The organism is Burkholderia sp. Bp9099 (assembly GCF_003857805.1).
Taxonomy (GTDB): domain Bacteria; phylum Pseudomonadota; class Gammaproteobacteria; order Burkholderiales; family Burkholderiaceae; genus Burkholderia.
On record NZ_QTPU01000001.1, the window covers coordinates 23,908 to 46,598 of the forward strand.

Genomic DNA, 22,691 nt, shown 5'->3' on the forward strand with positions numbered 1-22,691 from the left:
TTCTCCAACCAAAAAGCCGGCGGATCTGAACGATCAGTCGGCGATGGGCTGCGGCGCACGGCGCCGCTGCCAGTTTCTTTCACTGAAATGCAGATAGAGCAGGCCGGGCAGGCCGAGCGCGAGTTCGCGCGCGCGCTTCGCGAGCGACAGCGCGAGCGCCGCGTCGGGCGGCAGGCCGACCAGCGGGGCGAGCAGCAGGTAACCGCCTTCCTGTGCACCGAGCGAGCCCGGGATCGCGAACGCCGCACCGCGAATCGCCTGGCCGACGCTCTCGAGCAGCAGCGCGTCGAGCCAGCTGACCGGGTGCCCGAGGAAGTGCAGCGCGAGCCACACTTCGGCGGTGCCGACGATCCAGCCGGCGAGGCTCAATGCGAAAGTCTTCGCGACCTTCGCGCGATCGCGGTACAGCGCGCCGACCGCGTCGTCGATCGCGTCCGCGCGGGTCGCGAGCGACGACCAGTCGCGCGGGCCGAGCAGCTTCGACGCGAGACGCAACCCGCGGCCGAACAGCCCGCGCCGCTGCGCCGCGTAGAACGCGACGGCCAGCGCGCCGAGCACGCCGGTGGCGATCAGCGCCGGCGTGCGCAGGTGAGCGACCGACTCGTGCGTCGCATACACGCTGAACGTGGCGATGCCGATCAGCGCGAACGCCATCTGCGCGAGCGCCTGCATCGTCGTGCTGACGGTGACCGCGGCGGCCGCGTCGGCCATCCGCGTGCCGCGCTGCGCGAGGTGGCGCACCATCAGCACCGGGCCGCCGATCTGCCCGGCGGGCAGCAGGCTGTTCACCGATTCGCCGACCCAGCGCGCGCGCAGCGCGTTGCCGAGCTCGGCGCCCGGCTGGCCGCGGCGGAACATCACCGAGATCGCCAGCGCGTCGATCACGAGCGGGACGACGTGGAATGCCGCGACGAGCGCGAGGCCCCAGCCGGCCGCGAGGAACGTCGACGCGACCGCGCCGACGCCCTGCCACGCGAGCAGGGCGACGAACAGTGCCGTTCCGAGGGACAGCAGGATCAGGCCGGCGCGTGTCATGACCCGCTCGACCGGCGCGTAGCCAGCTGCTTGAACACCTGGCGGAAACCGAAATACGCGATCGCGTCCTTCATGTTCGAGATGAAGCGCTTCCACGGCCGCATGCCGGGGTTGGTCACGTATTCGAACGTGAGCGACACGCGCGTCTCGTTCTGGCCGAGCGGCGTGATGCGATGGCGCAGCTTGTCGCCGTCGAACAGCACGATGCCGCCGTCGGCGATCTGCACGGAACCCGGTTCGTCGGGCACGTCGGGATTGCGCGTATGCAGTTCGTAGTCGAGCCGGCACGACGACTCGTCGATCACGCCGATCAGCAGCGTGTAACGACGGCCGTCGTAGTACGACGTGTCGTAGTGCCAGCCGATGTGGTCGCCCGGCTTCGTGTAGTAGTACAGCGCGTACGCATGCGGATCGTCGTCCGGCGACAGCATCAGCTTGTCGCCGGTGACCTTCTCGAGGAAGCCGATCAGCGCCTTCGAGCGGTACAGCTCCGCGATGTACGGCGCCTGCTCGTCGATCGTGTGCCGGCTCACGCTGCCGCCCTGCTTGTGGCCGGGCAGGTAATTGCGGTTCAGGCCGGCCTGCATCGCGCGGGCGGCGGCCGCGAGCTTCGCGTGCGCGTCGGCCGGCAGGAATGCGTCGAGGTACAGGAACGAGCCCTGGCGCGTGTAGTCGCCGCGCAGGCGGTCGAGGTCGAGGCGGCCGACGCAGTCGGCCACGGTGCGATCGGGATCGGCCGCTGCCGCGCGCGCAGGCGCGGGGCGTGCCGGGCTCAGCACGGAGTCGTCGCGCGTGCTAGGAGTCATTTGGAAACCTGGATTTCGGTAGGGTTCTGCGGGAGATTGCCGCGGCGGACGATGCGCCACCAGTCGATCACGACCCACGCGGCGAACAGCGGGGCGCCGATCGATGCCGCGAGCAGGAACGGCTGGACGCCGTCGACGAGCGTCACGATCGGCAGCAGGTAGAGCACGTCTTCCGTCTCGAAGCCGCCGGCGAACGCCTGCTTGGTGCCGGCCTTGCCGGCGATCGATTCGATCCGCATGCGCAGGAAGAAGATCAGCGCGACGGCCGCGCCGGCCACCGCGCCGAGCAGCACCGGCGACGCGGCCATCTGGCCGCCCTGGGCGACGATGCCGAGGCCCATGCTGACGAACAGCGCGACCGTCACGAGCGCGTCGGCCGCGAGGTCGTAAAAGTGACCGATCTTGCTGGACTTGCCGCTGATGCGCGCGAGTTCGCCGTCGGTGTGGTCGACGAAGTTCGACAGCACGATCAGGAATGCCCCCGCGTTGATCCAGCCGAAGCCGCCTTGCGCGAGGCACCAGGCACCGGCGAGGCCGATCAGCAGACGAAGGGTAGTGAGGTGATTCGGGGTGACGGGCGTGTCGATCAGCGGGCGTACGAGCGAGCGCGCGAGCCGCGCATCCCAGGTGCGTGGCAGGGGCGGTTCGGAACGTGTGGCGGTTTTTCTTTGGTCCATCGGCGAAATATATACGGAATTGTAATTTGTTGCTTTTTATTCGATCAATGTCCTGACATACGGGAGTGTTACCGCGTATTCCGGACATCGCCCGGTTGCGAACCGGATGCGCGAAACGGCGATCGCACAGGCGGGCCTTACCAGCTTCAGTGTGGTTCGCGTCGCGCGGCTGTCAAGGGCGGACGGGCCTTGCGCGCGGGCGCGGCGGCGCTCCGCGCGGGTCGTCGCGTTGATGTGCATCAGGCCCGCAAAAGCCGCGTCGGGCGACAATCGGCCGCGGCGGTCGCCGATCGGCCGTCGCGTGCGGATTCCCCGCGTTTACGCGATCAATCCGGAAAGATATCGATCGATTGCCGTTCAGCAGCTTGCAATCCGTGCGCGGCAAATTGGCGGTTCGCTTTCGCGTACCTTTCGAGTGCATTCGATGCGCGGCCGCGCCCTGTCACAGAACGGCCGTTCGATACCCGGCGCATTCGGCAAGTATCTTTTGCATTCAACGGACATTTCGCGGCGATGGCCTCTGCGATACTCCGACCGTGCCCGTGGTGCCGGGCCGCCCCTCGCGGCCCCAAGGGCTTCGCGTCGCCCAGGAGACACCCCCCGCGACGTCAACGACAGACCAAAAGCGTCAGATATACAGCCATGTCTTCTTCACGCATCCTCGCTCCCGCCCTGCGTTCGCTCGTCCGCACCGCCGACGAAGCCGCCGCGCTGATCCGCCCCGGCATGACCGTCGCCATGAGCGGCTTCACCGGTTCCGGCTATCCGAAGGCCGTGCCCGCCGCGCTCGCCGCCCACATCGACGCGGCCCACGCGCGCGGCGAGGACTTCCGGATCAACGTGCTGACCGGCGCATCGACCGCGCCGGAACTCGACGGCGCGCTCGCCCGCACCAACGGCATCTCGATGCGCCTGCCGTACCAGTCCGACCCGACGCTGCGCGACAAGATCAACAACGGCGAAGTCGACTACCAGGACGTCCACCTGAGCCACGTCGCGCAATACGCATGGTTCGGGCTGTACGGCGAGCTCGACGTCGCGATCGTCGAAGTCGCGGGTATCCGCGAGGACGGGCTGCTGATTCCGTCCGCGTCGATCGGCAACAACAAGACGTGGCTCGAGCAGGCGAAGCACGTGATCCTCGAAGTCAACGCGCGCCAGCCGCTCGGCCTCGACGGGATGCACGACGTCTATTACGGCACCGCGCTGCCGCCGCACCGCAAGCCGATTCCGCTGACGAAAAGCGACGACAGGATCGGCGAGCCGTACCTGCGCTGCCCGGCCGAGAAGATCGTCGCGATCGTCGAGACCGACGCGCCGGACCGCAGCAACGCATTCTCCGCGCCGGACGCCACGTCGAAGCAGATCGCGCTGCAACTGATCGACTTCCTGCGCCACGAAGTGAAGCGCGGCCGCCTGCCGGAAAACCTGCTGCCGCTGCAGTCGGGCGTCGGCAACATCACGAACGCGGTGCTCGCGGAACTCAGCTCCGCCGGCTTCTCGAACCTGACCGCGTACACCGAAGTGATCCAGGACGGCATGCTCGACCTGCTCGACGACGGCACGTTGAGCTTCGCGTCGGCCACGGCGTTGTCGCTGAGCCCGGCCGCGGTGCAGCGCTTCGCGGACGAGATCGCGACGTTCCGCGAAAAGATCCTGCTGCGCCCGCAGGAGATCAGCAACCATCCGGAACTCGTGCGCCGCCTCGGCTGCATCGCGATGAACGGGATGATCGAGGCCGACATCTACGGCAACGTGAACTCGACGCACGTGATGGGCACGAAGATCCAGAACGGCATCGGCGGTTCGGGCGACTTCGCGCGCAACGGCTACCTGTCGTGCTTCATGTCGGCGAGTACCGCGAAGGGCGGCGCGATCTCGCGGATCGTGCCGATGGCGAGCCACGTCGACCATACGGAGCACGACGTCGCGGTGGTCGTCACCGAGCAGGGGCTCGCCGACCTGCGCGGCCTGTCGCCGAAGCAGCGCGCGCGCAAGATCATCGCGACCTGCGCGCATCCCGACTACCGGCCGATGCTCGAGGACTACTTCGAGCGCGCGTCGCGCGAGAGCTTCGGCAAGCACACGCCGCACCTGCTCGCCGAGGCGCTGTCGTGGCACGAGCGCTACGTGCGCACCGGGACGATGAAGGCCTGACGTCGCGGCCCGCGGCGGGCAGGTGCCCGCCGCACTGCGTCAATCCATCGCCGCGTGCGCGACGTCGACGCTCGCCGTTTTCTGCGGCGGGCGGATCAGCAGCAACAGCGGGATCATCAGCAGCGTCGCGACGAACATCAGCTTGAAGTCGTTCAGGTAGGCGATCATCGCGGCCTGCTGGTTGATCGTGCGGTCGAGCAGCGCGATGTCGACGTGGCTGCCGGCCATCGCCTGCACGGCCGGGTCGAACGGCGTGATGTGGGTCGCGAGGTCGGCATGCGCGACCTGCGTGTTGCGCGTCATCAGCGTCTGGACGATCGAGATGCCGATACTGCTGCCGATGTTGCGCATCAGGCTGTAGGTGGCCGTGCCGTCCGCGCGCAGCTCGGGCTGCAGCGTCGAGAACGACAGCGCGCTCAGCGGCACGAACACGAGCCCCAGGCCGAAGCCCTGGACCACCCCGGGCCACACGATGTCCGCCTCGGACAGCACGATCGTGTACTGCATCATCTGCCACAGCGCGAGCGCGGAAATCGCCAGCCCGGCGAGCAGCAGCGCCCGCGCGTCCACGTATTTCAGCAATCGTCCGACGAACAGCATCGCGATCATCGTGCCCGCGCCGCTCGGCGCGGTGACGAGCCCCGTCGTCGCGACCGGATAGCCCATCAGGTTCTGCAGCATCGGCGGCAGCAGCGCGCGCGTTGCGTACAGCACCGCGCCGACGACGAAGATGAACAGCGTGCCGGTCGCGAAGTTCGGGTCGCGCAGCAATTCCGACTTGAAGAACGATGCCTTGCCGACGGTCGCCGTATGCACGAGGAAGAACGCGAAGCTCAGCGCCGCGACGAGCGCCTCGATGCGGATCTCGTACGAACCGAACCAGTCGAGCTGTTCGCCGCGGTCGAGCATCGCCTGGAACGCGCCGATCGCGAGCGCTAGCGTCGCGAAGCCGAACGCGTCGAATTTCACGTGCGGGCGCGGTGCGCGCGCGGGCAGGAAGGTCAGCACGCCGGCCAGTGCGAACGCACCGATCGGCACGTTGATGAAGAACACCCAGCGCCAGTTGTAGCTGTCGGTGAGCCAGCCGCCGAGCGTCGGGCCGAGGATCGGGCCGACCATCACGCCCATCCCCCAGATCGCCATTGCCTGGCCCTGTTTCTCGCGCGGGTTGATGTCGAGCAGGATCGACTGCGACAGCGGCACCAGCGCGGCGCCGAACACGCCCTGCAGCAGCCGTGCGCCGACGATCTGCACGAGCGACTCGGACAGCCCGCACAGCGCGGACGCGATCGTGAAGCCCGCGATCGAGATCGTCAGCAGCCGTTTCATGCTGAGCCGGTCGGACAGCCAGCCGGTCAGCGGCGTCGCGATTGCCGCGGCGACGATGTAGGAAGTCAGTACCCAGGTGATTTCGTCCTGCGACGCGGACAGCGTGCCCTGCATGTGCGGCAGCGCGACGTTCGCGATCGTGCTGTCGAGTGTCTGGATCAGCGTCGCGAGCATGATCGACAGGGTCAGCATCGGCCGATTGAGGGCGGGCGGCGAGGCGGGGGCGTCGGCGGCGGGATTCAAGCGGGTGTCTCCGTGGGGCGGTCGCCGTGGGCGGCGATCCGGTACGGCTCGAATTATAAGCATGCTTATTATATTTGTGCTCATCGCTTGATCCGGGCCGGGGGGCATTCGCGGCCTGCCCCTATAATCGCCGCATGGACAAGAATTACGAGAACCGGATCGGTTACCTGATTTCCGACGTGGCCCGCCTGCAAGGACGCCTGTTCGACCGGCGCGCGAAGCGCCTCGGGCTGACTCGCGCGCAAAGCCGCGTGCTCGCGTACCTGACGTGGAAGGGTGAGATGAATCAGGCGCGGCTCGCGGAATGGCTCGAGATCACGCCGATCTCACTGACGCGGCTGCTCGACCGGATGGAAAGCTGCGGGTGGATCGAACGCATCGCGAACGACGACGATCGCCGCGCGTTCGTGATCCGGCTGACCGACAAGTCGCGCGAGATCTTTCCGCAGATGCTGGAAGTGGGCGACACCGTCACCGACGACGGGCTGCGCGGCTTCACGCGCGACGAGCGCGACACGCTCGTGCGCCTGCTCGGGCGCGTGCGTCACAACCTGATCGACAGCGGCGGCGAATGACGCGGGCGCGGCGCAGTTGAATCGGCCGGCAACGGCGGGGCGGCTGCGGCAACGGCGGGGCGGTCCGGGCTTGTGTCGGAGGAGTCGGGCCGCTATCTTGCAACCTCAAGTTCACTTGAGATCAAGCATGAGCCGTCTGGACATCGCCGATGTCGCGCGCCGCTCGGGATTGCCCGCGTCGACGCTGCGCTACTACGAGGAAAAGGGATTGATCGTGCCGACCGGCCGTCACGGGCTGCGGCGCCAGTACGACGAATCGGTGCTCGAGCGCCTGGCGCTGATCGCGCTCGGCCGCGAGGCCGGCTTTTCGCTCGACGACATTCTTGCGATGTTCGGCGCGGACGGCCGTCCCGCGATCGACCGCGCGAAACTCGACGACAAGGCCGACGAGCTCGACCGTACGATCCGCCGTCTCGGCGCGGTGCGCGATGCGTTGCGCCATGCGGCCGTGTGCTCGGCGCCGAGTCATCTCGAGTGTCCGTCGTTCCGCAAGCTGCTGCGCATCGCCGCGCATCGTCATCCGGTGCGCCGCACGAAGACGGACGGCACGTAAGCGGTCAAGCGGTCCGGTTTGCCGGAACGGACGGGGCGCGCGGGCGGGCGGCCGGGCGTCCGGGCGTCCGTACCGCGGCGGCCAACGCCCCCGAGCGGATCATCCCGCGTAATACACACGACACTCCATCTCGCGTCCGCGCACGATGCGCTTGCCGACGAGCGAGCCGAGCGTTTCGGTGACGACCGTCCTCTGGTACTCGCATTGCAGCGCATCGTAGAAGTAGAGCGCGACCCAGTCGGCGGTGCGGGTGGACTCCTGCGGGCGAACGGGATACGGGCACAGCGCGGTGAAATGCCAGCCGCCTTTCGTCATGTGCATCACGGGCGGCTGAACGCTCAGGTCCGCGTTCAGCCGACGCGACACGAGCGTGGGCAGGATGCCGGCGGCGGCCTTGTTGCGGTACAGGCGGTCGATATACAGCAGCAGCTCGACCGGCGGCTCCGTGCCGAGATCGGCGTTGCGCGCGTGGCCTTGCCAGCGCCGGCGCCGGGTCAGCACGTCGTCGAGCGCAGCGCGGATGCCGGACGCGCGACGCGGGCCGACGCCCGCGATCGCTTCGAGCTGGCCGCTGCGGGCCGCGCGTTCGAGATCCTCGAGCGTATCGATGTGCAACTGGTCGTGAATCCGCAGCGCGAGCGCGTGGCCGATGCCTGGCACGGCTTCGAATGCGGACGCGCGCTCCGCGTCGCCGCGCAGCCGGTCGAGCAGGCGCCAGCGTCCGGTCACCAGCAGTTCGGCGATCGCCTGGGCGACGCCCGTGCCGATCTCCGGCAGTGCGGCGAGCGAATCGACGCCGCCCGCGTCGAAGCGGGTGCGGATGCCGTATTCGAGCGAGGCGATCGTGTCGGCCGACGCGCGGTAGGCGGCAACCCGATAAGGATTCGCCCCCTGTTCGGCAAGCAACTGCGCGGCTTCGCGCAGGCAGGCCGCGATTTGCCGGTTTTCCTCGTGTGTCTGGCCGATGGTCGTTTGCATGTGCGGAGCCCGGGGATGTGCAAACGGAATGGACACGGCGGGTAACGCGCCGGTCGCATTTTTTTATTTCAACACATTGTCAGGGCCGGCGACGAACAAAACTTGATGTGCATCAATAGCAAACGTTGCACAGGCGGAAGCGGGCCGCGCACGTTCGTGCCGGGTCGCGGCACGAACGTGCGATGCGTCACGCTTCGAGGAACGTCTGCGCGCCTTCCGCCTCCGCGGCCGTGCGCAGCGCGGCGAGCGCGCGCTTCTCGATCTGCCGCACGCGTTCGCGCGACATGCCCGCGTCCTGCGCGATCGCGTCGTAGGTGTCGGGCTCGGCGCCGCCGAGGCCGAACCGGCGGCGCAGCACGTCGGCCTCGGCCGGCGTGACCGAGCGCAGCAGCGACGTCACGCATTCGCGCATCCGCGTGTCGGCCAGCTGCTCGAACGGGCTCGCCGATGCCTGGTCCTCTATCAGGTCGACGAGGCCGGCGTCCGCGTCGGGCAGCGGCGTGTCGAGCGACACCGGCTCGGCAGGGAGCGCGAGCACCGCGCGCAGCTTGTCCTCGGCGAGCCCGGTTTCGGCCGCGAGTTCGGCCGGCGTCGCGCGCCGGCCGGTGCGCTGGCGGAAGCGCAGTGCGTGCCGATGCACGCGCTGGTACTGGTCGCCGACGTGCACCGGTACGCGGATCGTGCGCGCGCGATCGGCCACCGCGCGCGCGACCGCCTGCCGGATCCACCAGGTCGCGTAGGTCGAGAACTTGAAGCCGCGCCGGTATTCGAACTTCTCGATCGCGCGCATCAGGCCGAGGCAGCCGTCCTGCACGAGGTCGGGCAGGTCGACGCCGCGGTTCATGTACTTGCGCGCGATCGACAGCACGAGCCGCAGGTTCGCCTCGAGCATCGCGCGCGTACCGTCGCGCACCTTCTGCTGGCCGTCGCTCAGCGCGGCGCCGAGCGCACGCCGCGCGACCGTGTCGAAGCACGCGGCGTCGGTGCCCGCGGCGGCGTCCGTCGCGGCGTCGACCGGCGCGGCGGCCAGTGCGCGCACGACGCGGCTTGCGTCGTCGACGGCCGGTGCCACCCACGCGAGCGAACCGAGCAGCGCGGCCAGGCGGTTGCGCGCGTCGCGGTATTCGGCCGAGCGGCAGCCCTGCGCGTGCAATGCGCGGCGCACGGCCGTCACCGCGTCCTGCAGTGTGTCGTAGCGTGCAGGCACCGGTGCGTTGCCTTCGCCGTCGCCGATGTCATCGCCTTCGTTGGCGGCCGCGCCGGTTGCGCTCGTCGCGCCGTGGCGCGCGAGCAGCGCCTCGACGGCCGCCGGACAGCCGGCGAGCGCGTGCAGGATCTGATGGCGGCCCGTTTCGATTTCGCGAGCCAGCACGATTTCGTCCTCGCGCTTGAGCAGGGGCACCGCATGGATGCGCCGCATGTAGAGCGCGAGCGGATCGGTCGATGCGCTCGTGCCGCGGGCCAGATCGCCGAGCAGCGCACGGCCCTCGTCGAGCGCGTCGCGATCGACGTCGACCGGCGCCGCGCCCGCGAACGGCACCGGCGCGGCCGGCTCGTCGAGCACGGCGATGCCGATGTCTGCCAGCGCGGCGCGCACGACGTCCAGCGCGTCGGGGCTGTCGCTTTCCGGCGGCAGCGCGTCGACGAGGTCGGCGTGCGTCAGATAACCCTGTTCGCCGGCAAGCGCCAGCAGCTGGATGATCGGATCGAGGGGCGTGTCCGCCCGAAGCGTGGGGCGTGGCGTAGTCATGTCGATGGCGGCGTGAGCCGCGTTCCTCTCTGGGCGGGCCGAAGTCCGCGGGTTTCAGGCTCCCGGAGGCCGCGAACGCCCGTCCGCGCCGGCCAGCCTGACTCGATATTCAAGTTGAGGGCATTTGCGTCAACTTCAACGTCGGCGCGGCTGACGCGCGAGCATGCGGCATGCCCGCCCGGTTGCGACCTGGATTCGACCCGTGGAAACAAAAAGTAACGGATCAAACCCGCAGAAATATGCGGGGGACGTAAGCTAGAGTCAGGCGCGCGCCACGCAGCGACGCGCGGATTCCTGCGGAGCATGAAATGAACCCGATTTCCGCCGCGAGGCCTGCCGTCATGGCGCTGGCCATGCTCGCGCTGAGCGGTTGTTATTACACGAGCCCGTACGGCTATGCGCCGTATTACGCACCCGTGCCTGCCACGGTTTCGCAGCGCGAACTCCCGGCAGCGCCGGCAAATGCCGGGCCGGTTGCCCCGTCGACACCCGCGGTGCCGGCCGTGCCGCCGCCGGCGGACGATTACGCCGACGCGCCGGCTCCGGTATATGCCGCGCCGGTCTATGTGCCTTACCCGGCCTACTATCCCGCGTATTACCCGGGCTGGTACGGGCCGCCCGTCACGATCGGCCTCGGCTTCTGGGGGCATTGGGGCGGCGGCTACCGCGGCGGGTACTGGCGCCGTCCCTGGGGCGGCGGCCACTGGGGAGGCGGGCATTGGGGCGGGGGCCATCGACACTGACCGACGCGCGGCGGCACCGCGCGGGAGAGCAACATGAGCAACACGATCATCCGAAGTCTGTGCGTCGTCATGTTCGGTCTCGCCGCGATACCGGGCCTCGCCGACGCGCAAAGCAGCGCCTATACGAATTCCGGGGCCGAAATCTATGCGGGGCCGGCGCCCGATTATCCGGTCGTCGCGCAGGTCCCGCCCGGCACCGCGCTGGACGTGTTCGGCTGCCTGAGCGATTACTCATGGTGCGACGTCGCGCTGCCGGGCGTGCGCGGCTGGATCGACGCGGAGCAGCTCGACTATCCGTATCAGGGCAATTACGTGCCGTTGCTCGAATACGGCGCGATCATCGGCGTGCCGGTGACCGGGTTCGCGATCGGCGCGTACTGGGATCGCTACTACCGCCACCGGCCGTGGTTTCACGATCGCGACCGCTGGGAGCATCGTGCCGAGCCGCGCATCGGCCCCGGCGGGATGCCGCCGGCCTACGGGCGCCCGCAGCCGGGCGGGCCGGTTCAGCGCGTGCCGGGCGGCGAGCCGTCCGAGCGGCATGATGCACGGCCGTCGGCCACGCGCGGCGGCTGGAACGGCCCGAACCGCGCGCCGGCGCCGCAGGCCGCACCCGCACCCGCGCCGATGCCTGGCGCGGCTGCCCGTCAGCCGGCGCCCCCGCCGCAATCGTCACCGCCCGCACCGAGCGGTGGCGCGGCCCGGATGATGGTGCCGCCGACGCATCAGGGTGGTGGAGGTTACGGCGGCGCACGGCCGCAGGGCGGCGGAAACGGCGGCGGGAACCACGGCGGTGGCGGGGGTGGAGGCAGCAGCGACGAGTTTCGCCGTTGACCGGCCGACGGCAGCGGGGGCGCGGCCCTTGGCCTGCGCCGGACGAAAAACGGATCGGTCGGCTCGCTCATCGCGCCCCTGCAAGCCTGTTCCTGGAAAAACGAAACCCCACGCTCCGAAAAACGTGGGGTTCGTCAGCAGTCCGATGCCGCTCCGGAGAGCGGCTCCCGATCGACGCGGGCGGGCCCGTCGTGCGGCCCGCCGCCGCGCGTCAGTCGTCGAGCAGCGACAGGTCGCGCACGGCGCCCTTGTCGGCCGACATCACCAGCTTCGCATAGGCCTTCAGCGCGGCGGACACCTTGCGCGGGCGCGGTTGCGCCGGTTTCCAGCCCTTCGCGTTCTGCTCCTCGCGGCGCCGTGCGAGCTCCTCGTCCGAAACGAGCACGTCGATCGTGCGGTTCGGGATGTCGATGCGGATCTTGTCGCCGTCGCGCACGAGGCCGATCGCGCCGCCCGCCGCCGCTTCCGGCGAGCAGTGACCGATCGACAGGCCCGACGTGCCGCCCGAGAAGCGGCCGTCGGTCAGCAGCGCGCATGCCTTGCCGAGGCCCTTCGACTTGATGTAGCTCGTCGGGTACAGCATTTCCTGCATGCCGGGGCCGCCCTTCGGGCCTTCGTAGCGGACGATCACGACGTCGCCGGCCTTGACCTTGTCGTTCAGGATGTTCTCGACCGCTTCGTCCTGCGACTCGGTCACGTGGGCCGAGCCCTCGAACACGAGGATGCTTTCATCGACGCCGGCCGTCTTCACCACGCAGCCGTCGAGCGCGATGTTGCCGGTCAGCACGGCGAGGCCGCCTTCCTTCGAGAACGCATGCTCGTACGAGCGGATGCAGCCTTCGGCGCGGTCGAGGTCGAGGCTCGGCCAGCGCGTGTCCTGGCTGAACGCGACCTGCGTCGGGATCCCGGCCGGGCCGGCCAGGTAGAACGTGCGGACCGCATCGTCTTCGGTGCGGACGATGTCCCACTGGTCGAGCGCGTCCTTCAGCGTCGGCGCGTGCACGGTCGGCACGTCGGTGTGCAGCTTGCCGGCGCGGTCGAGCTCGCCGAGGATCGCCATGATGCCGCCGGCGCGGTGCACGTCCTCGATGTGGTACTTGTTCGTGTTCGGTGCGACCTTGCACAGCTGCGGCACGCTGCGCGACAGGCGATCGATGTCCTTCATCGTGAAGTCGATGCCGGCTTCCTGCGCGATCGCCAGCAGGTGCAGGATCGTGTTGGTCGAACCACCCATCGCGATGTCGAGCGTCATCGCGTTCTCGAACGCCTTGAAGCCGACGGAGCGCGGCAGCACGCGCAGGTCGTCCTGCTCGTAGTGCTGGCGGGTCAGCTCGACGATGCGGCGGCCGGCGCGCTTGAACAGCTGCTCGCGATCGGCGTGCGTCGCGACGACCGTGCCGTTGCCGGGCAGCGACAGGCCGAGCGCTTCGGTCAGGCAGTTCATCGAGTTCGCGGTGAACATGCCCGAGCACGAACCGCAGGTCGGGCACGCCGAACGTTCGACTTCGGCGACGTCGGCATCCGAATACGACTGGTCGGCCGCGATCACCATCGCGTCGACGAGGTCGAGCTTCTTCAGTTCGATGGCCTTGGTGACCGGGTTCGCGAGTCGCGTCTTGCCGGCTTCCATCGGGCCGCCCGACACGAAGATCACCGGGATGTTCAGGCGCATCGCGGCCATCAGCATCCCTGGCGTGATCTTGTCGCAGTTCGAGATGCAGACCATCGCGTCCGCGCAGTGCGCGTTCACCATGTATTCGACCGAGTCGGCGATGATGTCGCGGCTCGGCAGCGAGTAGAGCATGCCGTCATGGCCCATCGCGATGCCGTCGTCGACCGCGATCGTATTGAATTCCTTCGCGACGCCGCCGGCGGCCTCGATCTCGCGCGCGACGAGCTGGCCGAGATCCTTCAGGTGCACGTGCCCGGGCACGAACTGCGTGAACGAGTTGACGACCGCGATGATCGGCTTCGAGAAATCGTCGTCTTTCATGCCGGTGGCGCGCCACAGCGAGCGCGCACCTGCCATGTTGCGGCCGGCGGTGGAAGTTTTGGAACGGTATGTGGGCATGGTATGGCTGAAGAAATATCGCGGAAAAGGGTGGAGGCACGGGAATAAAGGCCTCTCGCGCGCCCGTGCGAACAACCTCTTGAGCTGCGCCCTGGGCAAACTCGACGATTATCCCACAGCCGCCGGGCGTGCGGCGCCCGCGGGCGAGGGCGCGGGTGGAGTGGTGGGCCGGACAGCGCCTCGGTGTGCCGAGCGTGAAGGCGAACCGGGCGCACCAGGCACGAAGGCGGACGCCGGCCATCGCCGGCGGAGCCGGCAGCGGCTTCATCGCCCGTTCTGCCGACGATGAAGCCGTGCGCCGTACCCGCCGATCGCGCGTCAGTCGAGCAGCGTCAGGATTTCGTCGTACAGCGCCTGCGGAATCCGCACGCCGTGCGCGATGCTGCGCGCGCGGGCATCGAAGCGCCGTTGCGACGGCAGCCGCGCGCCTTGCCCGGTGATCGAAGCGAACATCCGCTCGCCGCGCGCGAGGCCTGCGTCGAGCTCGTCGCCGAGGAACACCTTCGGGTCGAACGCGATCACGAGTTCGCCGTGGCACGGCGTCGCGCCGACGCCTTCGTCGAAATCCATCGACTCCTGGCTCGTCATGTCGCCGATCAGCGCGCCGCCGAGCAGTTCGACCATCGCCGCGAGCGCCGAGCCCTTGTGCCCGCCGAAGGTGCGCATCGCACCCTGCAGCGCGGCCTTCGGGTCGGTGGTCGGCTGGCCATCGGCGTCGATCGCCCAGTGCGGCGGGATCGCCTTGCCCTGTTTCGCATGCAGCTCGATGTCGCCGCGCGCGATCGCGCTGGTCGCGAAATCGAACACGAACGGCACGCCGTCCGGGCGCGGCCACGCGAATGCGATCGGGTTGGTGCCGAACACCGGTTCGCGGCCGCCTTCCGGCGCGACCCAGCTGTGGCTCGGGTTCATCGCGATGCCGGCCAGCCCCTCGGCGGCGATCGCCTCGACCTCGGGCCACAGCGCCGAGAAGTGGTAGCAGCGGTTGATCGTCATCGCGGCGATTCCGTGCTGCTTCGCCATCTCGACGAGCACCGGCAGGCCGGTCTCGAAGCTCAGCAGCGAGAAGCCGCGATGCGCGTCGACCGAGACGATCGACGACGACAGCCGGCGCAGCGTCGGCACCGCCTGCGGATCGACCTTGCCTTTCTTCAGCGAGCGCACGCACACGAGCAGCCGGTACACGCCGTGCGAGTGGCACTCGTCGCGCTGGCCCTGCGTGATCACGCTGGCGATCGCCTGCGCGTGCGCAGCGGACATCCCGTGGTGCGTCAGCACCCGCAGCGCGAGTGCGTGCACCTCGTCGAGCGACAGGACGACTTCGGCGAGCGGCTCAGACATCGCGCGCTTCCCGCGGCGCGGGCACGCCGTCGATGCGTTGCGGCACGTTCAGCGGGTTGCCGTTGCGGATGGCGTCCGGCAGCAGCGCGTCCGGCACGTCCTGGTACGACACGGGGCGCAGGAACCGCTCGATCGCGCGTGCGCCGACCGATGTCGTGCGCGTGTCGGACGTGGCCGGGAACGGGCCGCCGTGCACCATCGCATGACCGACCTCGACGCCCGTGCCGAAGCCGTTGACGAGAATGCGGCCGGCCTTGCGCTCGAGCGTCGGGCGCAGCGCGGCGAACAGCGCGGCGTCGCCGTCGGCGAGATGCGCGGCGATGGTCAGCTGGCCTTCGAGCGACTTCAGCACGCGATGCAGCGTGTCGGCATCCGGGCAGCGCACGATCAGCGACGCGGGGCCGAACACTTCGTCGCGCAGTTCGGGGTGGGCGATGAACGCGTCCGCCGACGTCGCGAACAGCGCCGCGCGCGCCTGGTAGCGGCCGCCTTCCACGCCTTCCGCGAGCAACTCGACCGCGTCGTGCGCGCGCAGGGTGGCCACGCCTTGCGCATAGCTCGCGTGGATGTGCGGCGTCAGCATCGTCTGCGCGGCGGTCGCCTGCACGGCGGTGGCTGCCGCGGCTTCGAACGCGCGCAGCGCGGGGCCGTCGACCGCGAGCACGAGGCCCGGGTTCGTGCAGAACTGGCCGGCGCCGAGGGCAAGCGACGCGACGAACTGCGGCGCGATCGTGTCGTGGCGCGCGTCGAGCGCGGTCGGGAACAGCAGCACCGGATTGATCGAGCTCATTTCCGCATAGACCGGAATCGGCTCGTGGCGCGCGGCCGCGATGTTCATCAGCGCGACGCCGCCGCGGCGCGAGCCGGTGAAGCCGACGGCCTTGATGCGCGGATCGGCGACGAGCGCCTGGCCGATTTCACGCGACGCATCGAACAGCAGCGAGAACACGCCGGCCGGCAGCCCGCATTCGCGCACGGCCTGCTGGATCGCACGGCCGACGAGCTCGGACGTGCCCGGGTGCGCGGAGTGCGCCTTGACGATCACCGGGCAGCCGGCCGCGAGTGCCGATGCCGTATCGCCGCCCGCGACCGAGAACGCGAGCGGGAAGTTCGACGCGCCGAACACGGCGACCGGCCCGATCGCGACGTTGCGCAGGCGCAGGTCGACGCGCGGCAGCGGCTTGCGGTCCGGACGAGCCGGGTCGATGCGCGCATCGACGTAGCCGCCGTCGCGCACGAGCGACGCGAACAGCGCGAGCTGGCCGACCGTGCGGCCGCGTTCGCCTTCGATGCGTGCGCGCGGCAGCCCCGTTTCGGTGACGCAGCGCTCGATCAGGTCGTCGCCGAGCGCCATGATGTTGCGGCCGATCGCGTCGAGAAACGCGGCGCGTTGCTCGGGGCCCGTTTCGCGATACGTGTCGAAGGCTTCGTCGGCGAGCGCGCAGGCCGTCTCCAGGTCGTGCAGGCTCGCGCCGCCGAACGCGGGTTCGAGCGGTTCGCCGGTCGCGGCGGCGATCGCGTGAAGGGTGCCGTTCTGTCCGGCGACGGCCGACTGGCCGATCAGGAGCTGACCTGTGAGTTGCATGGTTCTTCCTCGGAAAATGCGGGGCCGGGCGTGATGCGCCCGGCCGGAGTGGAAAGGGGAAAGCGGGTGCGTCAGTCTTCGTCGTCTTCGAGCTGCAGCTTGTCGGAACGGATGCCGGTGTTGGCGCCCCAGTAGAAGATCACGAGCGCGACGGCCGCGACGACGACCGTGTCGTACGGATGCGCGAGCTGGCCCGTGCCGCCGAAGCCGCCGAAGTACGACAGCACGATCATGGCCGCGTAGAACGCGATCAGCCACGCGGACGAGCGCACCTGTTCGGCGATGCTCAGGTGCGCGGTCGGCACCCAGCGGCGGCACGCGAGATAGATCACGAACATCACGATCTGCAGGCCGAGCAGCCAGGACACCGTGCTCCAGCCCGACCAGTAGACGATCAGCGCGGCGATCACGAACGACGCGGGGCCGGTGATGCCGAACGCCACCGCGCGGAACGGCCGCGGCAGGCCGGGCGCGGTGCGGCGCAGCGCGGCGACCGACACGGGCGCGACCGCGTAGCTCAGCACGAGCGCGGCCGACACGATGTTGATCAGCGCTTCCCACGACGGGAACGGCATGGTCCAGAAGATCGCGAGGCCGAACGTGAGCCACAGGCCCGCGCGCGGGATGCCCGACGCTTCGTCGACACGCGTGAACACCTTGAAGAACGTGCCCGTCTTCGCCCAGCCGTAGACGACGCGCGGCGTCGCGTTCATGTAGATGTTGCCGCAGCCGCTCGGCGAGATCATCGCGTCGGCCACCACCATCACCGCGAGCCAGCCCACGCCGAGTGCGAGCGCGATGTCGCGGTACGGCAGCGAGAAGGCCTTGCTCACGTCGTGCCAGCCGGCGGCGAGCATGTCGGTCGGGATGCTGCCGATGAAGGCGAGCTGCAGCAGCACGTAGATCAGCGTGGACAGCAGGATCGACAGGATCAGCGCGATCGGGATCGTGCGCTGCGGATTGCGCACTTCGCTCGCGACCGACACGATCGGCGTGAGGCCGAGGTACGCGAAGATGATGCCGCCGGCCGACACGGCCATCTCGATGCCCGGCATGCCGAACGGCGCGAAGCCGTGCATGGTCAGGTTGGCGGGCTTGAAGAACGTGAACAGCACCGCGATCACCGACAGCGGCACGATGAACTTGAAGATGCTGATGATGTTGTTCGCCTTCGCGAACGTCTTCACGCTCGAATAGTTCAGGTAAAAGAACAAGCACAGTAGCGCGGCCTGCACGAGCCAGCCGAGCGTGGTCGGGTCGCTCGAGCCGGCCTTGGTGAGACCGGGAAACCACGCGGCCGCATATTGGCGTGCGGCGACCACTTCGATCGCGATCAGGCTCGAGAACGCGATCAGCGTGATGAAGCCCATCAGGTAGCCGAGCAGCGGGCCGTGCGAGAACACCGGGTAGCGGACCACGCCGCCCGCGCGCGGCAGCGCGGCGCCGAGCTCGCAGTAGACGATGCCGAGCAGCAGCACCGCGAAGCCGCCGAGCAGCCACGAGAAGATGCCGGCCGGGCCGGCGATCGTCGACACGTGACTCGCGGCGAACAGCCACCCCGAACCGAAAATCGCGCCGAGGCCGATGAACGTCAGGTCGGTCAGCGACAACTGCTTCTTGAATTTGCCGTGACCGCCGTCGGCGGGCACGGAACGGGAAAGCGGGACGGACGGGTGTGTGTTGCCTTGGCCTGGCATGGGTTTGTCTCCTGGGAAATATCGGTGCAGGTGTGGCTTGCGCTGCGCTCCGACGGAGCAGCGGCGCAACACCTGCCGGCCGGCGTGCGACCGGTTCGAGCGACCGGCGCGGGCCGGGGATCGTTCATGCGCGGCGCGGGTTGGCGCCGCAGCGAACGGCCCGCGCGAGCCATGCCGGACCGGAAGCCGCGATGCGACGGGGGATGCCGTTGCACCGCCGGGGGGAAATCGGTCAGCGCGGTCAGCGGTTCGCCCGGTTCCGTTCGGCGCGGCGCGCGGCGTCGAACGCGATGGAAGCGCCCGGTGCGAACCGGTTGCTGAGGGCGGGGAAAACTCCGGTCCGCTGGATGGCGTTTCGGCTCACTGCAATCTCCTGCTTCGTATCGGTCGACGACAGGCGTGTCGACGTGCAACCAGTATCGCCGTGCAAACACCCATCACGCTTGAGCCGGATCGCGGAGCAAAATGACGAAATCGGCATAGTGGCCGGAAGGGCCGCGAAGGGTGCTTCGCACTATGCCGATTTCGTCGCCGTCCTTATCGAAAAGCCACAAGCGGACGGACGCGCGACGGAGGAAGCTATGCTCTTTTCCCCACATCGGACGGCTCATGATGAAGCGCATCCAGATCATCGATTCGCACACGGGCGGCGAACCCACGCGGCTCGTCGTGTCCGGTTTCCCCTCGCTCGGCAACGGCACGATGGCCGAGCGCCGCGACGTGCTCGCGCGCGAGCATGATCGCTATCGCACCGCGTGCATTCTCGAGCCGCGCGGCAGCGACGTGCTGGTCGGCGCGCTGCTGTGCGAGCCCGTGTCGCCGGAGGCGGCGGCCGGCGTGATCTTCTTCAACAACAGCGGCTATCTCGGAATGTGCGGGCACGGCACGATCGGCGTCGTGCGCACGCTGCATCACATGGGCCGCATCGAGCCGGGCGTGCACCGGATCGAAACGCCGGTCGGCACCGTCGAGGCGACGCTGCACGACGACCTGTCGGTCAGCGTGCGCAACGTGCTCGCGTATCGCCACGAGAAGGCCGTCGATGTCGACGTGCCGGGCTACGGCCCCGTGAAGGGCGACATCGCGTGGGGCGGCAACTGGTTCTTCCTGATCAGCGATCACGGCCAGCGCGTGGCCGGCGACAACGTTGCGGCGCTTACCGCCTATTCGTCCGCGGTGCGCGCGGGGCTCGAGCGCGCGGGCATCACCGGCGCGAACGGCGGCGAGATCGACCATATCGAACTGTTCGCTGACGATCCCGAGCACGACAGCCGCAGCTTCGTGCTGTGCCCGGGCCACGCGTACGACCGTTCGCCGTGCGGCACCGGCACGAGCGCGAAGCTCGCGTGCCTCGCGGCCGACGGCAAGCTCGAGCCGGGCGTCGTGTGGCGCCAGGCGAGCGTGATCGGCAGCGTGTTCCAGGCGAGCTATGCGCAGGCCGACGGCGGCATCGTGCCGACGATCCGCGGCAGCGCGCACCTGAGCGCGGAAGCGACGCTGCTGATCGAGGAAGACGATCCGTTCGGCTGGGGCATCGTGTCGTGAGCGAAATCAGGACCGACGTCGTCGTGATCGGCGCCGGCATCGTCGGCGCGGCGTGTGCGCACGAACTCGCGCAGCGCGGGCTGCGCGTGCTCGTCGTCGATGACGCGAGCGGCGGCGCAACCGGCGCCGGCATGGGGCACCTCGTCGCGATGGACGACAACGCGGCGGAGCTCGCGCTGAGCCATTACTCGATCGAGCTGTGGCGCGCGCTCGCCGGCGAGATGCCGGAAGGCTGCGCGTACCGCAACTGCGGCACGCTGTGGCTCGCGGCCGATTCCAGCGAGATGGACCTCGCGCGCACCAAGCAGGCGACGCTCGCCGCACATGGCGTCGCGGGCGAACTGATCGATGCGGCGACGCTCGCGCAACTCGAGCCGATGCTGCGCGCGGGCCTCGGCGGCGCGCTGAAGATCCCCGGCGACGCGATTCTCTATGCGCCCGTCGCCGCGAGCTGGCTGCTGCAGCGCGCGCCGGGCATCACGTTGCGGCGCGAGCGCGCGGTGGCGGTCGATGGTCCGAGCGTGACGCTCGCGAGCGGCGACACGCTGCGCGCGGAACGCGTGGTCGTCGCGAACGGCGTCGCCGCGCGCACGCTGTTGCCCGAGTTGCCGCTGCGCCCGAAGAAGGGCCATCTGCTGATCACCGATCGTTACCCGGGCCGGGTGTCGCACCAGCTCGTCGAACTCGGCTATGCGGCGAGCGCGCACGCGAGCGACGGCACGTCGGTCGCGTTCAACGTGCAGCCGCGACCGACCGGCCAGCTGCTGATCGGCTCGTCGCGCCAGTTCGATACCGAGGACGCGCGCATCGAGCCGCCGGTCCTCGCGCGCATGCTGCGCCGCGCTGTCGGCTACTTGCCCGACCTGGCCGACCTGAACGGGATTCGCGCATGGACGGGTTTCCGTTCCGCGAGCCCCGACGGCCTGCCGCTGCTCGGCGAACATCCGGCGCGGCCGGGCGTATGGCTCGCGGTCGGGCACGAAGGGCTGGGCGTGACGACCGCGCCGGGCAGTGCGCGGCTCGTCGCCGCATTGATGACCGGCGAGCGGCCGCCCATCGACATCGAACCGTATTTGCCGGGGCGTTTCCTGACGACGTCCCCCGTAGCTGGAGCGCTGACATGAAACGACCCCCACGCACACTTCGTTCGCCATCGACCGGAGTTGGCGCTTCAGCGCTTGCCCCGGTCCCATGCAAGGCGCCCCCCGCGGGGGCGGCCCGCCGGAGGCTCACATGATCATTCATCTGGACGGCCGCGCGCTGACGGTGGCCGACGGCGCGACCGTCGCGGCCGCCGTCGCGGCGAGCGGTGACGACACGACGCGCGTGTCGTGCACGGGTGCGGCGCGCGCGCCGTTTTGCGGTATGGGCATCTGCCAGGAGTGCAGGATGACGATCGACGGCCGCCGCCGCCTGGCCTGCCAGACGCTGTGCCGCGACGGGATGCGGGTGGAGCGCACGCGATGAGCACGGCGAAACAGGAACGACTGAGCGTCGACGTCGCGATCGTCGGCGCGGGCCCGGCCGGGCTGTCGGCGGCGCGGGCCGCCGCACGAAGCGGTGCGACGGTCGCGATCGTCGACGACAATCCGCGCGCGGGCGGGCAGATCTGGCGCCAGGCGGCGGCCGCGACGCCGGTGCCGGCCGCGGCGGAACGGCTGGCCGTGCTGCGTCAGCCGAACGTCACGCATCTCGCGGCCACGCGCATCGTGGCCGAAACGCAGCCGGGCACGCTGCTGCTCGAGGACGACGAGCGCGGCTTCCTGCTCGAATTCCACACGCTGATCGTGTGTTGCGGTGCGCGCGAGCTGCTGCTGCCGTTCCCGGGCTGGACGCTGCCGGGCGTGACCGGCGCGGGCGGCCTGCAGGCCCTGATCAAGTACGGCCTCGACGTGCGCGGGCAGCGCACGGTGATCGCCGGCAGCGGCCCGCTGCTGCTCGCGAGCGCGGCGACGGCCCGTCAGGCCGGCGCGCAGGTGTCGCACGTGCTCGAACAGGCGGCGTGGAGCGACGTGGCCGGTTTCGGCGCGGGGCTTTGGCGCTGGCCGTCGAAACTCATGCAGGCGGCGAAGCTCGTCACGGCAGCCTACCGGCCCAATGCCCACGTCGTCGAGGCGTTCGGCGACAAGCGGCTCGAACGCGTGCGGATCCGGCAGGGCGAGCGAGAGTTCGAGGTCGACTGCGACAGGCTCGCGTGCGGCTTCGGCCTCGTGCCGAACACCGTGCTGCCGAGCCACCTCGGCTGCCGGATAGAAAACGGCGCGGTGGTGGTCGACGCGCATCAGCGCACGAGCCGCGACGGCTGTTTCGCGGCGGGCGAGTGCACGGGTGTCGGCGGCAGCGAACTGGCGATGGTCGAAGGCGAAATCGCCGGCTACGCGGCCACCGGGCAGACGGCGCCGCTGGCCGAGCGGATTGCGCTGCGCGCGCACTGGCAGGCGTTCGCGGATGCGGTGCGCGAGCGCTTCGCGATACGCGAGCCGATCCGCAAGCTCGCGCGGCCCGACACGCTGCTGTGCCGTTGCGAGGACGTGCGCTTCGACGCGGTCGCGGACGCGGCCGCGCCTGCGCCGGGCTGGACGGCCGCGAAGCTGCAGACGCGCTGCGGGATGGGCGCATGCCAGGGCCGCGTGTGCGGCGCGGCCGCGCAGGCGCTGTTCGGCTGGACGCCGCCGGTGCCGCGCACGCCGCTCGTGCCCGCGCGAGTCGGCACGCTGATGCTGGACGACATCGCGTCCTGCGACGGCGGCTGATGCGCCACGGCGCAGCGCC

Annotated in this window: 19 protein-coding genes; 9 read left to right on the forward strand and 10 right to left on the reverse strand. The window is 69.6% G+C overall.

Going from position 1 to position 22,691, the window contains the following annotated elements; all coding sequences use genetic code 11:
- Positions 1-33: 33 nt before the first annotated feature.
- The 3 genes from DIE17_RS00100 to DIE17_RS00110 are packed head-to-tail and all read right to left on the reverse strand — an operon-like array spanning position 34 to position 2,518.
- On the reverse strand, positions 34-1,035 hold the full coding sequence (locus tag DIE17_RS00100; protein WP_044843986.1) for an HpnL family protein: 1,002 nt from the start codon (positions 1,033-1,035) through the stop codon (positions 34-36).
- Positions 1,032-1,841: a 2OG-Fe(II) oxygenase gene (locus DIE17_RS00105; protein WP_044843987.1), complete on the reverse strand. Its 810-nt coding sequence runs from the start codon at positions 1,839-1,841 to the stop codon at positions 1,032-1,034. The genes DIE17_RS00100 and DIE17_RS00105 overlap by 4 nt, the downstream gene beginning before the upstream one ends.
- Positions 1,838-2,518: a CDP-alcohol phosphatidyltransferase family protein gene (locus DIE17_RS00110; protein WP_124485032.1), complete on the reverse strand. Its 681-nt coding sequence runs from the start codon at positions 2,516-2,518 to the stop codon at positions 1,838-1,840. The genes DIE17_RS00105 and DIE17_RS00110 overlap by 4 nt, the downstream gene beginning before the upstream one ends.
- A 642-nt stretch (positions 2,519-3,160) precedes the next feature.
- Between DIE17_RS00110 and DIE17_RS00115 the strand changes: the two genes are divergently transcribed.
- Positions 3,161-4,675, forward strand: a complete 1,515-nt coding sequence (locus DIE17_RS00115) for an acetyl-CoA hydrolase/transferase family protein (protein WP_124920478.1) — start codon at positions 3,161-3,163, stop codon at positions 4,673-4,675.
- Positions 4,676-4,714: 39 nt separating this feature from the next.
- Here the strand turns inward: DIE17_RS00115 and DIE17_RS00120 are convergent, their stop codons facing one another.
- On the reverse strand, positions 4,715-6,247 hold the full coding sequence (locus DIE17_RS00120) for a DHA2 family efflux MFS transporter permease subunit (RefSeq protein WP_124485030.1): 1,533 nt from the start codon (positions 6,245-6,247) through the stop codon (positions 4,715-4,717).
- Positions 6,248-6,381: 134 nt separating this feature from the next.
- Here DIE17_RS00120 and DIE17_RS00125 point away from each other — a divergent pair, with 134 nt between their 5' ends.
- Positions 6,382-6,822 carry a MarR family winged helix-turn-helix transcriptional regulator gene (locus DIE17_RS00125; protein ID WP_124920479.1) on the forward strand — a complete coding sequence of 147 codons (441 nt, stop codon included), beginning with the start codon at positions 6,382-6,384 and terminating at the stop codon, positions 6,820-6,822.
- A 127-nt stretch (positions 6,823-6,949) separates the two neighbouring features.
- Complete coding sequence (locus DIE17_RS00130; protein ID WP_124920480.1) at positions 6,950-7,375, forward strand: helix-turn-helix domain-containing protein; 426 nt, start codon at positions 6,950-6,952, stop codon at positions 7,373-7,375.
- A gap of 99 nt (positions 7,376-7,474) precedes the next feature.
- Here DIE17_RS00130 and DIE17_RS00135 read toward each other — a convergent pair whose 3' ends face one another.
- On the reverse strand, positions 7,475-8,353 hold the full coding sequence (locus DIE17_RS00135) for a helix-hairpin-helix domain-containing protein (protein ID WP_124920481.1): 879 nt from the start codon (positions 8,351-8,353) through the stop codon (positions 7,475-7,477).
- Positions 8,354-8,540: 187 nt separating this feature from the next.
- Positions 8,541-10,103: a sigma-70 family RNA polymerase sigma factor gene (locus DIE17_RS00140; protein WP_124665768.1), complete on the reverse strand. Its 1,563-nt coding sequence runs from the start codon at positions 10,101-10,103 to the stop codon at positions 8,541-8,543.
- A gap of 308 nt (positions 10,104-10,411) precedes the next feature.
- Between DIE17_RS00140 and DIE17_RS00150 the strand changes: the two genes are divergently transcribed.
- Positions 10,412-10,846: a hypothetical protein gene (locus DIE17_RS00150; protein WP_124891559.1), complete on the forward strand. Its 435-nt coding sequence runs from the start codon at positions 10,412-10,414 to the stop codon at positions 10,844-10,846.
- Between the two features lie 33 nt (positions 10,847-10,879).
- Complete coding sequence (locus DIE17_RS00155) at positions 10,880-11,680, forward strand: SH3 domain-containing protein (protein ID WP_124920482.1); 801 nt, start codon at positions 10,880-10,882, stop codon at positions 11,678-11,680.
- A gap of 211 nt (positions 11,681-11,891) precedes the next feature.
- Here DIE17_RS00155 and ilvD read toward each other — a convergent pair whose 3' ends face one another.
- From ilvD to DIE17_RS00175, 4 genes are all read right to left on the reverse strand, one after another.
- Complete coding sequence (gene ilvD, locus DIE17_RS00160) at positions 11,892-13,751, reverse strand: dihydroxy-acid dehydratase (protein ID WP_124920483.1); 1,860 nt, start codon at positions 13,749-13,751, stop codon at positions 11,892-11,894.
- A gap of 318 nt (positions 13,752-14,069) precedes the next feature.
- The gene (locus DIE17_RS00165; RefSeq protein ID WP_044842881.1) at positions 14,070-15,092 is read right to left on the reverse strand and encodes an Ldh family oxidoreductase; all 1,023 of its coding nucleotides are present in this window, start codon (positions 15,090-15,092) and stop codon (positions 14,070-14,072) included.
- The gene (locus DIE17_RS00170; protein ID WP_124920484.1) at positions 15,085-16,677 is read right to left on the reverse strand and encodes an aldehyde dehydrogenase (NADP(+)); all 1,593 of its coding nucleotides are present in this window, start codon (positions 16,675-16,677) and stop codon (positions 15,085-15,087) included. Before DIE17_RS00170 ends, DIE17_RS00165 begins: the two co-directional genes overlap by 8 nt.
- 71 nt (positions 16,678-16,748) lie before the next feature.
- Positions 16,749-18,374 (reverse strand): APC family permease, encoded by a 1,626-nt coding sequence (locus DIE17_RS00175; RefSeq protein WP_044842883.1) that lies wholly within the window; start codon positions 18,372-18,374, stop codon positions 16,749-16,751.
- A 612-nt stretch (positions 18,375-18,986) separates the two neighbouring features.
- Between DIE17_RS00175 and DIE17_RS00180 the strand changes: the two genes are divergently transcribed.
- The 4 genes from DIE17_RS00180 (at position 18,987) to DIE17_RS00195 (ending at position 22,672) form a co-directional block, all read left to right on the forward strand.
- Complete coding sequence (locus DIE17_RS00180; RefSeq protein WP_124920618.1) at positions 18,987-19,919, forward strand: 4-hydroxyproline epimerase; 933 nt, start codon at positions 18,987-18,989, stop codon at positions 19,917-19,919.
- Entirely contained in the window at positions 19,916-21,043 is a 1,128-nt protein-coding gene (locus tag DIE17_RS00185; protein WP_044842885.1) for an FAD-binding oxidoreductase, read from the forward strand. The genes DIE17_RS00180 and DIE17_RS00185 overlap by 4 nt, the downstream gene beginning before the upstream one ends.
- Positions 21,044-21,152: 109 nt before the next feature.
- On the forward strand, positions 21,153-21,386 hold the full coding sequence (locus tag DIE17_RS00190) for a 2Fe-2S iron-sulfur cluster-binding protein (RefSeq protein ID WP_011658575.1): 234 nt from the start codon (positions 21,153-21,155) through the stop codon (positions 21,384-21,386).
- Positions 21,383-22,672: an FAD/NAD(P)-binding oxidoreductase gene (locus DIE17_RS00195; protein WP_124920485.1), complete on the forward strand. Its 1,290-nt coding sequence runs from the start codon at positions 21,383-21,385 to the stop codon at positions 22,670-22,672. The genes DIE17_RS00190 and DIE17_RS00195 overlap by 4 nt, the downstream gene beginning before the upstream one ends.
- The last annotated feature ends 19 nt before the right edge of the window (positions 22,673-22,691 follow it).

What these genes read in the sequence shown, in the direction of transcription:
- DIE17_RS00100 (WP_044843986.1), bottom strand. Translation starts at nt 1,035, where the DNA reads ATGACACGCGCCGGCCTGATCCTGCTGTCCCTCGGAACGGCACTGTTC.
- DIE17_RS00105 (WP_044843987.1), bottom strand. Translation starts at nt 1,841, where the DNA reads ATGACTCCTAGCACGCGCGACGACTCCGTGCTGAGCCCGGCACGCCCC.
- DIE17_RS00110 (WP_124485032.1), bottom strand. Translation starts at nt 2,518, where the DNA reads ATGGACCAAAGAAAAACCGCCACACGTTCCGAACCGCCCCTGCCACGC.
- DIE17_RS00115 (WP_124920478.1), top strand. Translation starts at nt 3,161, where the DNA reads ATGTCTTCTTCACGCATCCTCGCTCCCGCCCTGCGTTCGCTCGTCCGC.
- DIE17_RS00125 (WP_124920479.1), top strand. Translation starts at nt 6,382, where the DNA reads ATGGACAAGAATTACGAGAACCGGATCGGTTACCTGATTTCCGACGTG.
- DIE17_RS00130 (WP_124920480.1), top strand. Translation starts at nt 6,950, where the DNA reads ATGAGCCGTCTGGACATCGCCGATGTCGCGCGCCGCTCGGGATTGCCC.
- DIE17_RS00135 (WP_124920481.1), bottom strand. Translation starts at nt 8,353, where the DNA reads ATGCAAACGACCATCGGCCAGACACACGAGGAAAACCGGCAAATCGCG.
- DIE17_RS00140 (WP_124665768.1), bottom strand. Translation starts at nt 10,103, where the DNA reads ATGACTACGCCACGCCCCACGCTTCGGGCGGACACGCCCCTCGATCCG.
- DIE17_RS00150 (WP_124891559.1), top strand. Translation starts at nt 10,412, where the DNA reads ATGAACCCGATTTCCGCCGCGAGGCCTGCCGTCATGGCGCTGGCCATG.
- DIE17_RS00155 (WP_124920482.1), top strand. Translation starts at nt 10,880, where the DNA reads ATGAGCAACACGATCATCCGAAGTCTGTGCGTCGTCATGTTCGGTCTC.
- ilvD (WP_124920483.1), bottom strand. Translation starts at nt 13,751, where the DNA reads ATGCCCACATACCGTTCCAAAACTTCCACCGCCGGCCGCAACATGGCA.
- DIE17_RS00165 (WP_044842881.1), bottom strand. Translation starts at nt 15,092, where the DNA reads ATGTCTGAGCCGCTCGCCGAAGTCGTCCTGTCGCTCGACGAGGTGCAC.
- DIE17_RS00170 (WP_124920484.1), bottom strand. Translation starts at nt 16,677, where the DNA reads ATGCAACTCACAGGTCAGCTCCTGATCGGCCAGTCGGCCGTCGCCGGA.
- DIE17_RS00175 (WP_044842883.1), bottom strand. Translation starts at nt 18,374, where the DNA reads ATGCCAGGCCAAGGCAACACACACCCGTCCGTCCCGCTTTCCCGTTCC.
- DIE17_RS00180 (WP_124920618.1), top strand. Translation starts at nt 18,987, where the DNA reads ATGAAGCGCATCCAGATCATCGATTCGCACACGGGCGGCGAACCCACG.
- DIE17_RS00190 (WP_011658575.1), top strand. Translation starts at nt 21,153, where the DNA reads ATGATCATTCATCTGGACGGCCGCGCGCTGACGGTGGCCGACGGCGCG.
- DIE17_RS00195 (WP_124920485.1), top strand. Translation starts at nt 21,383, where the DNA reads ATGAGCACGGCGAAACAGGAACGACTGAGCGTCGACGTCGCGATCGTC.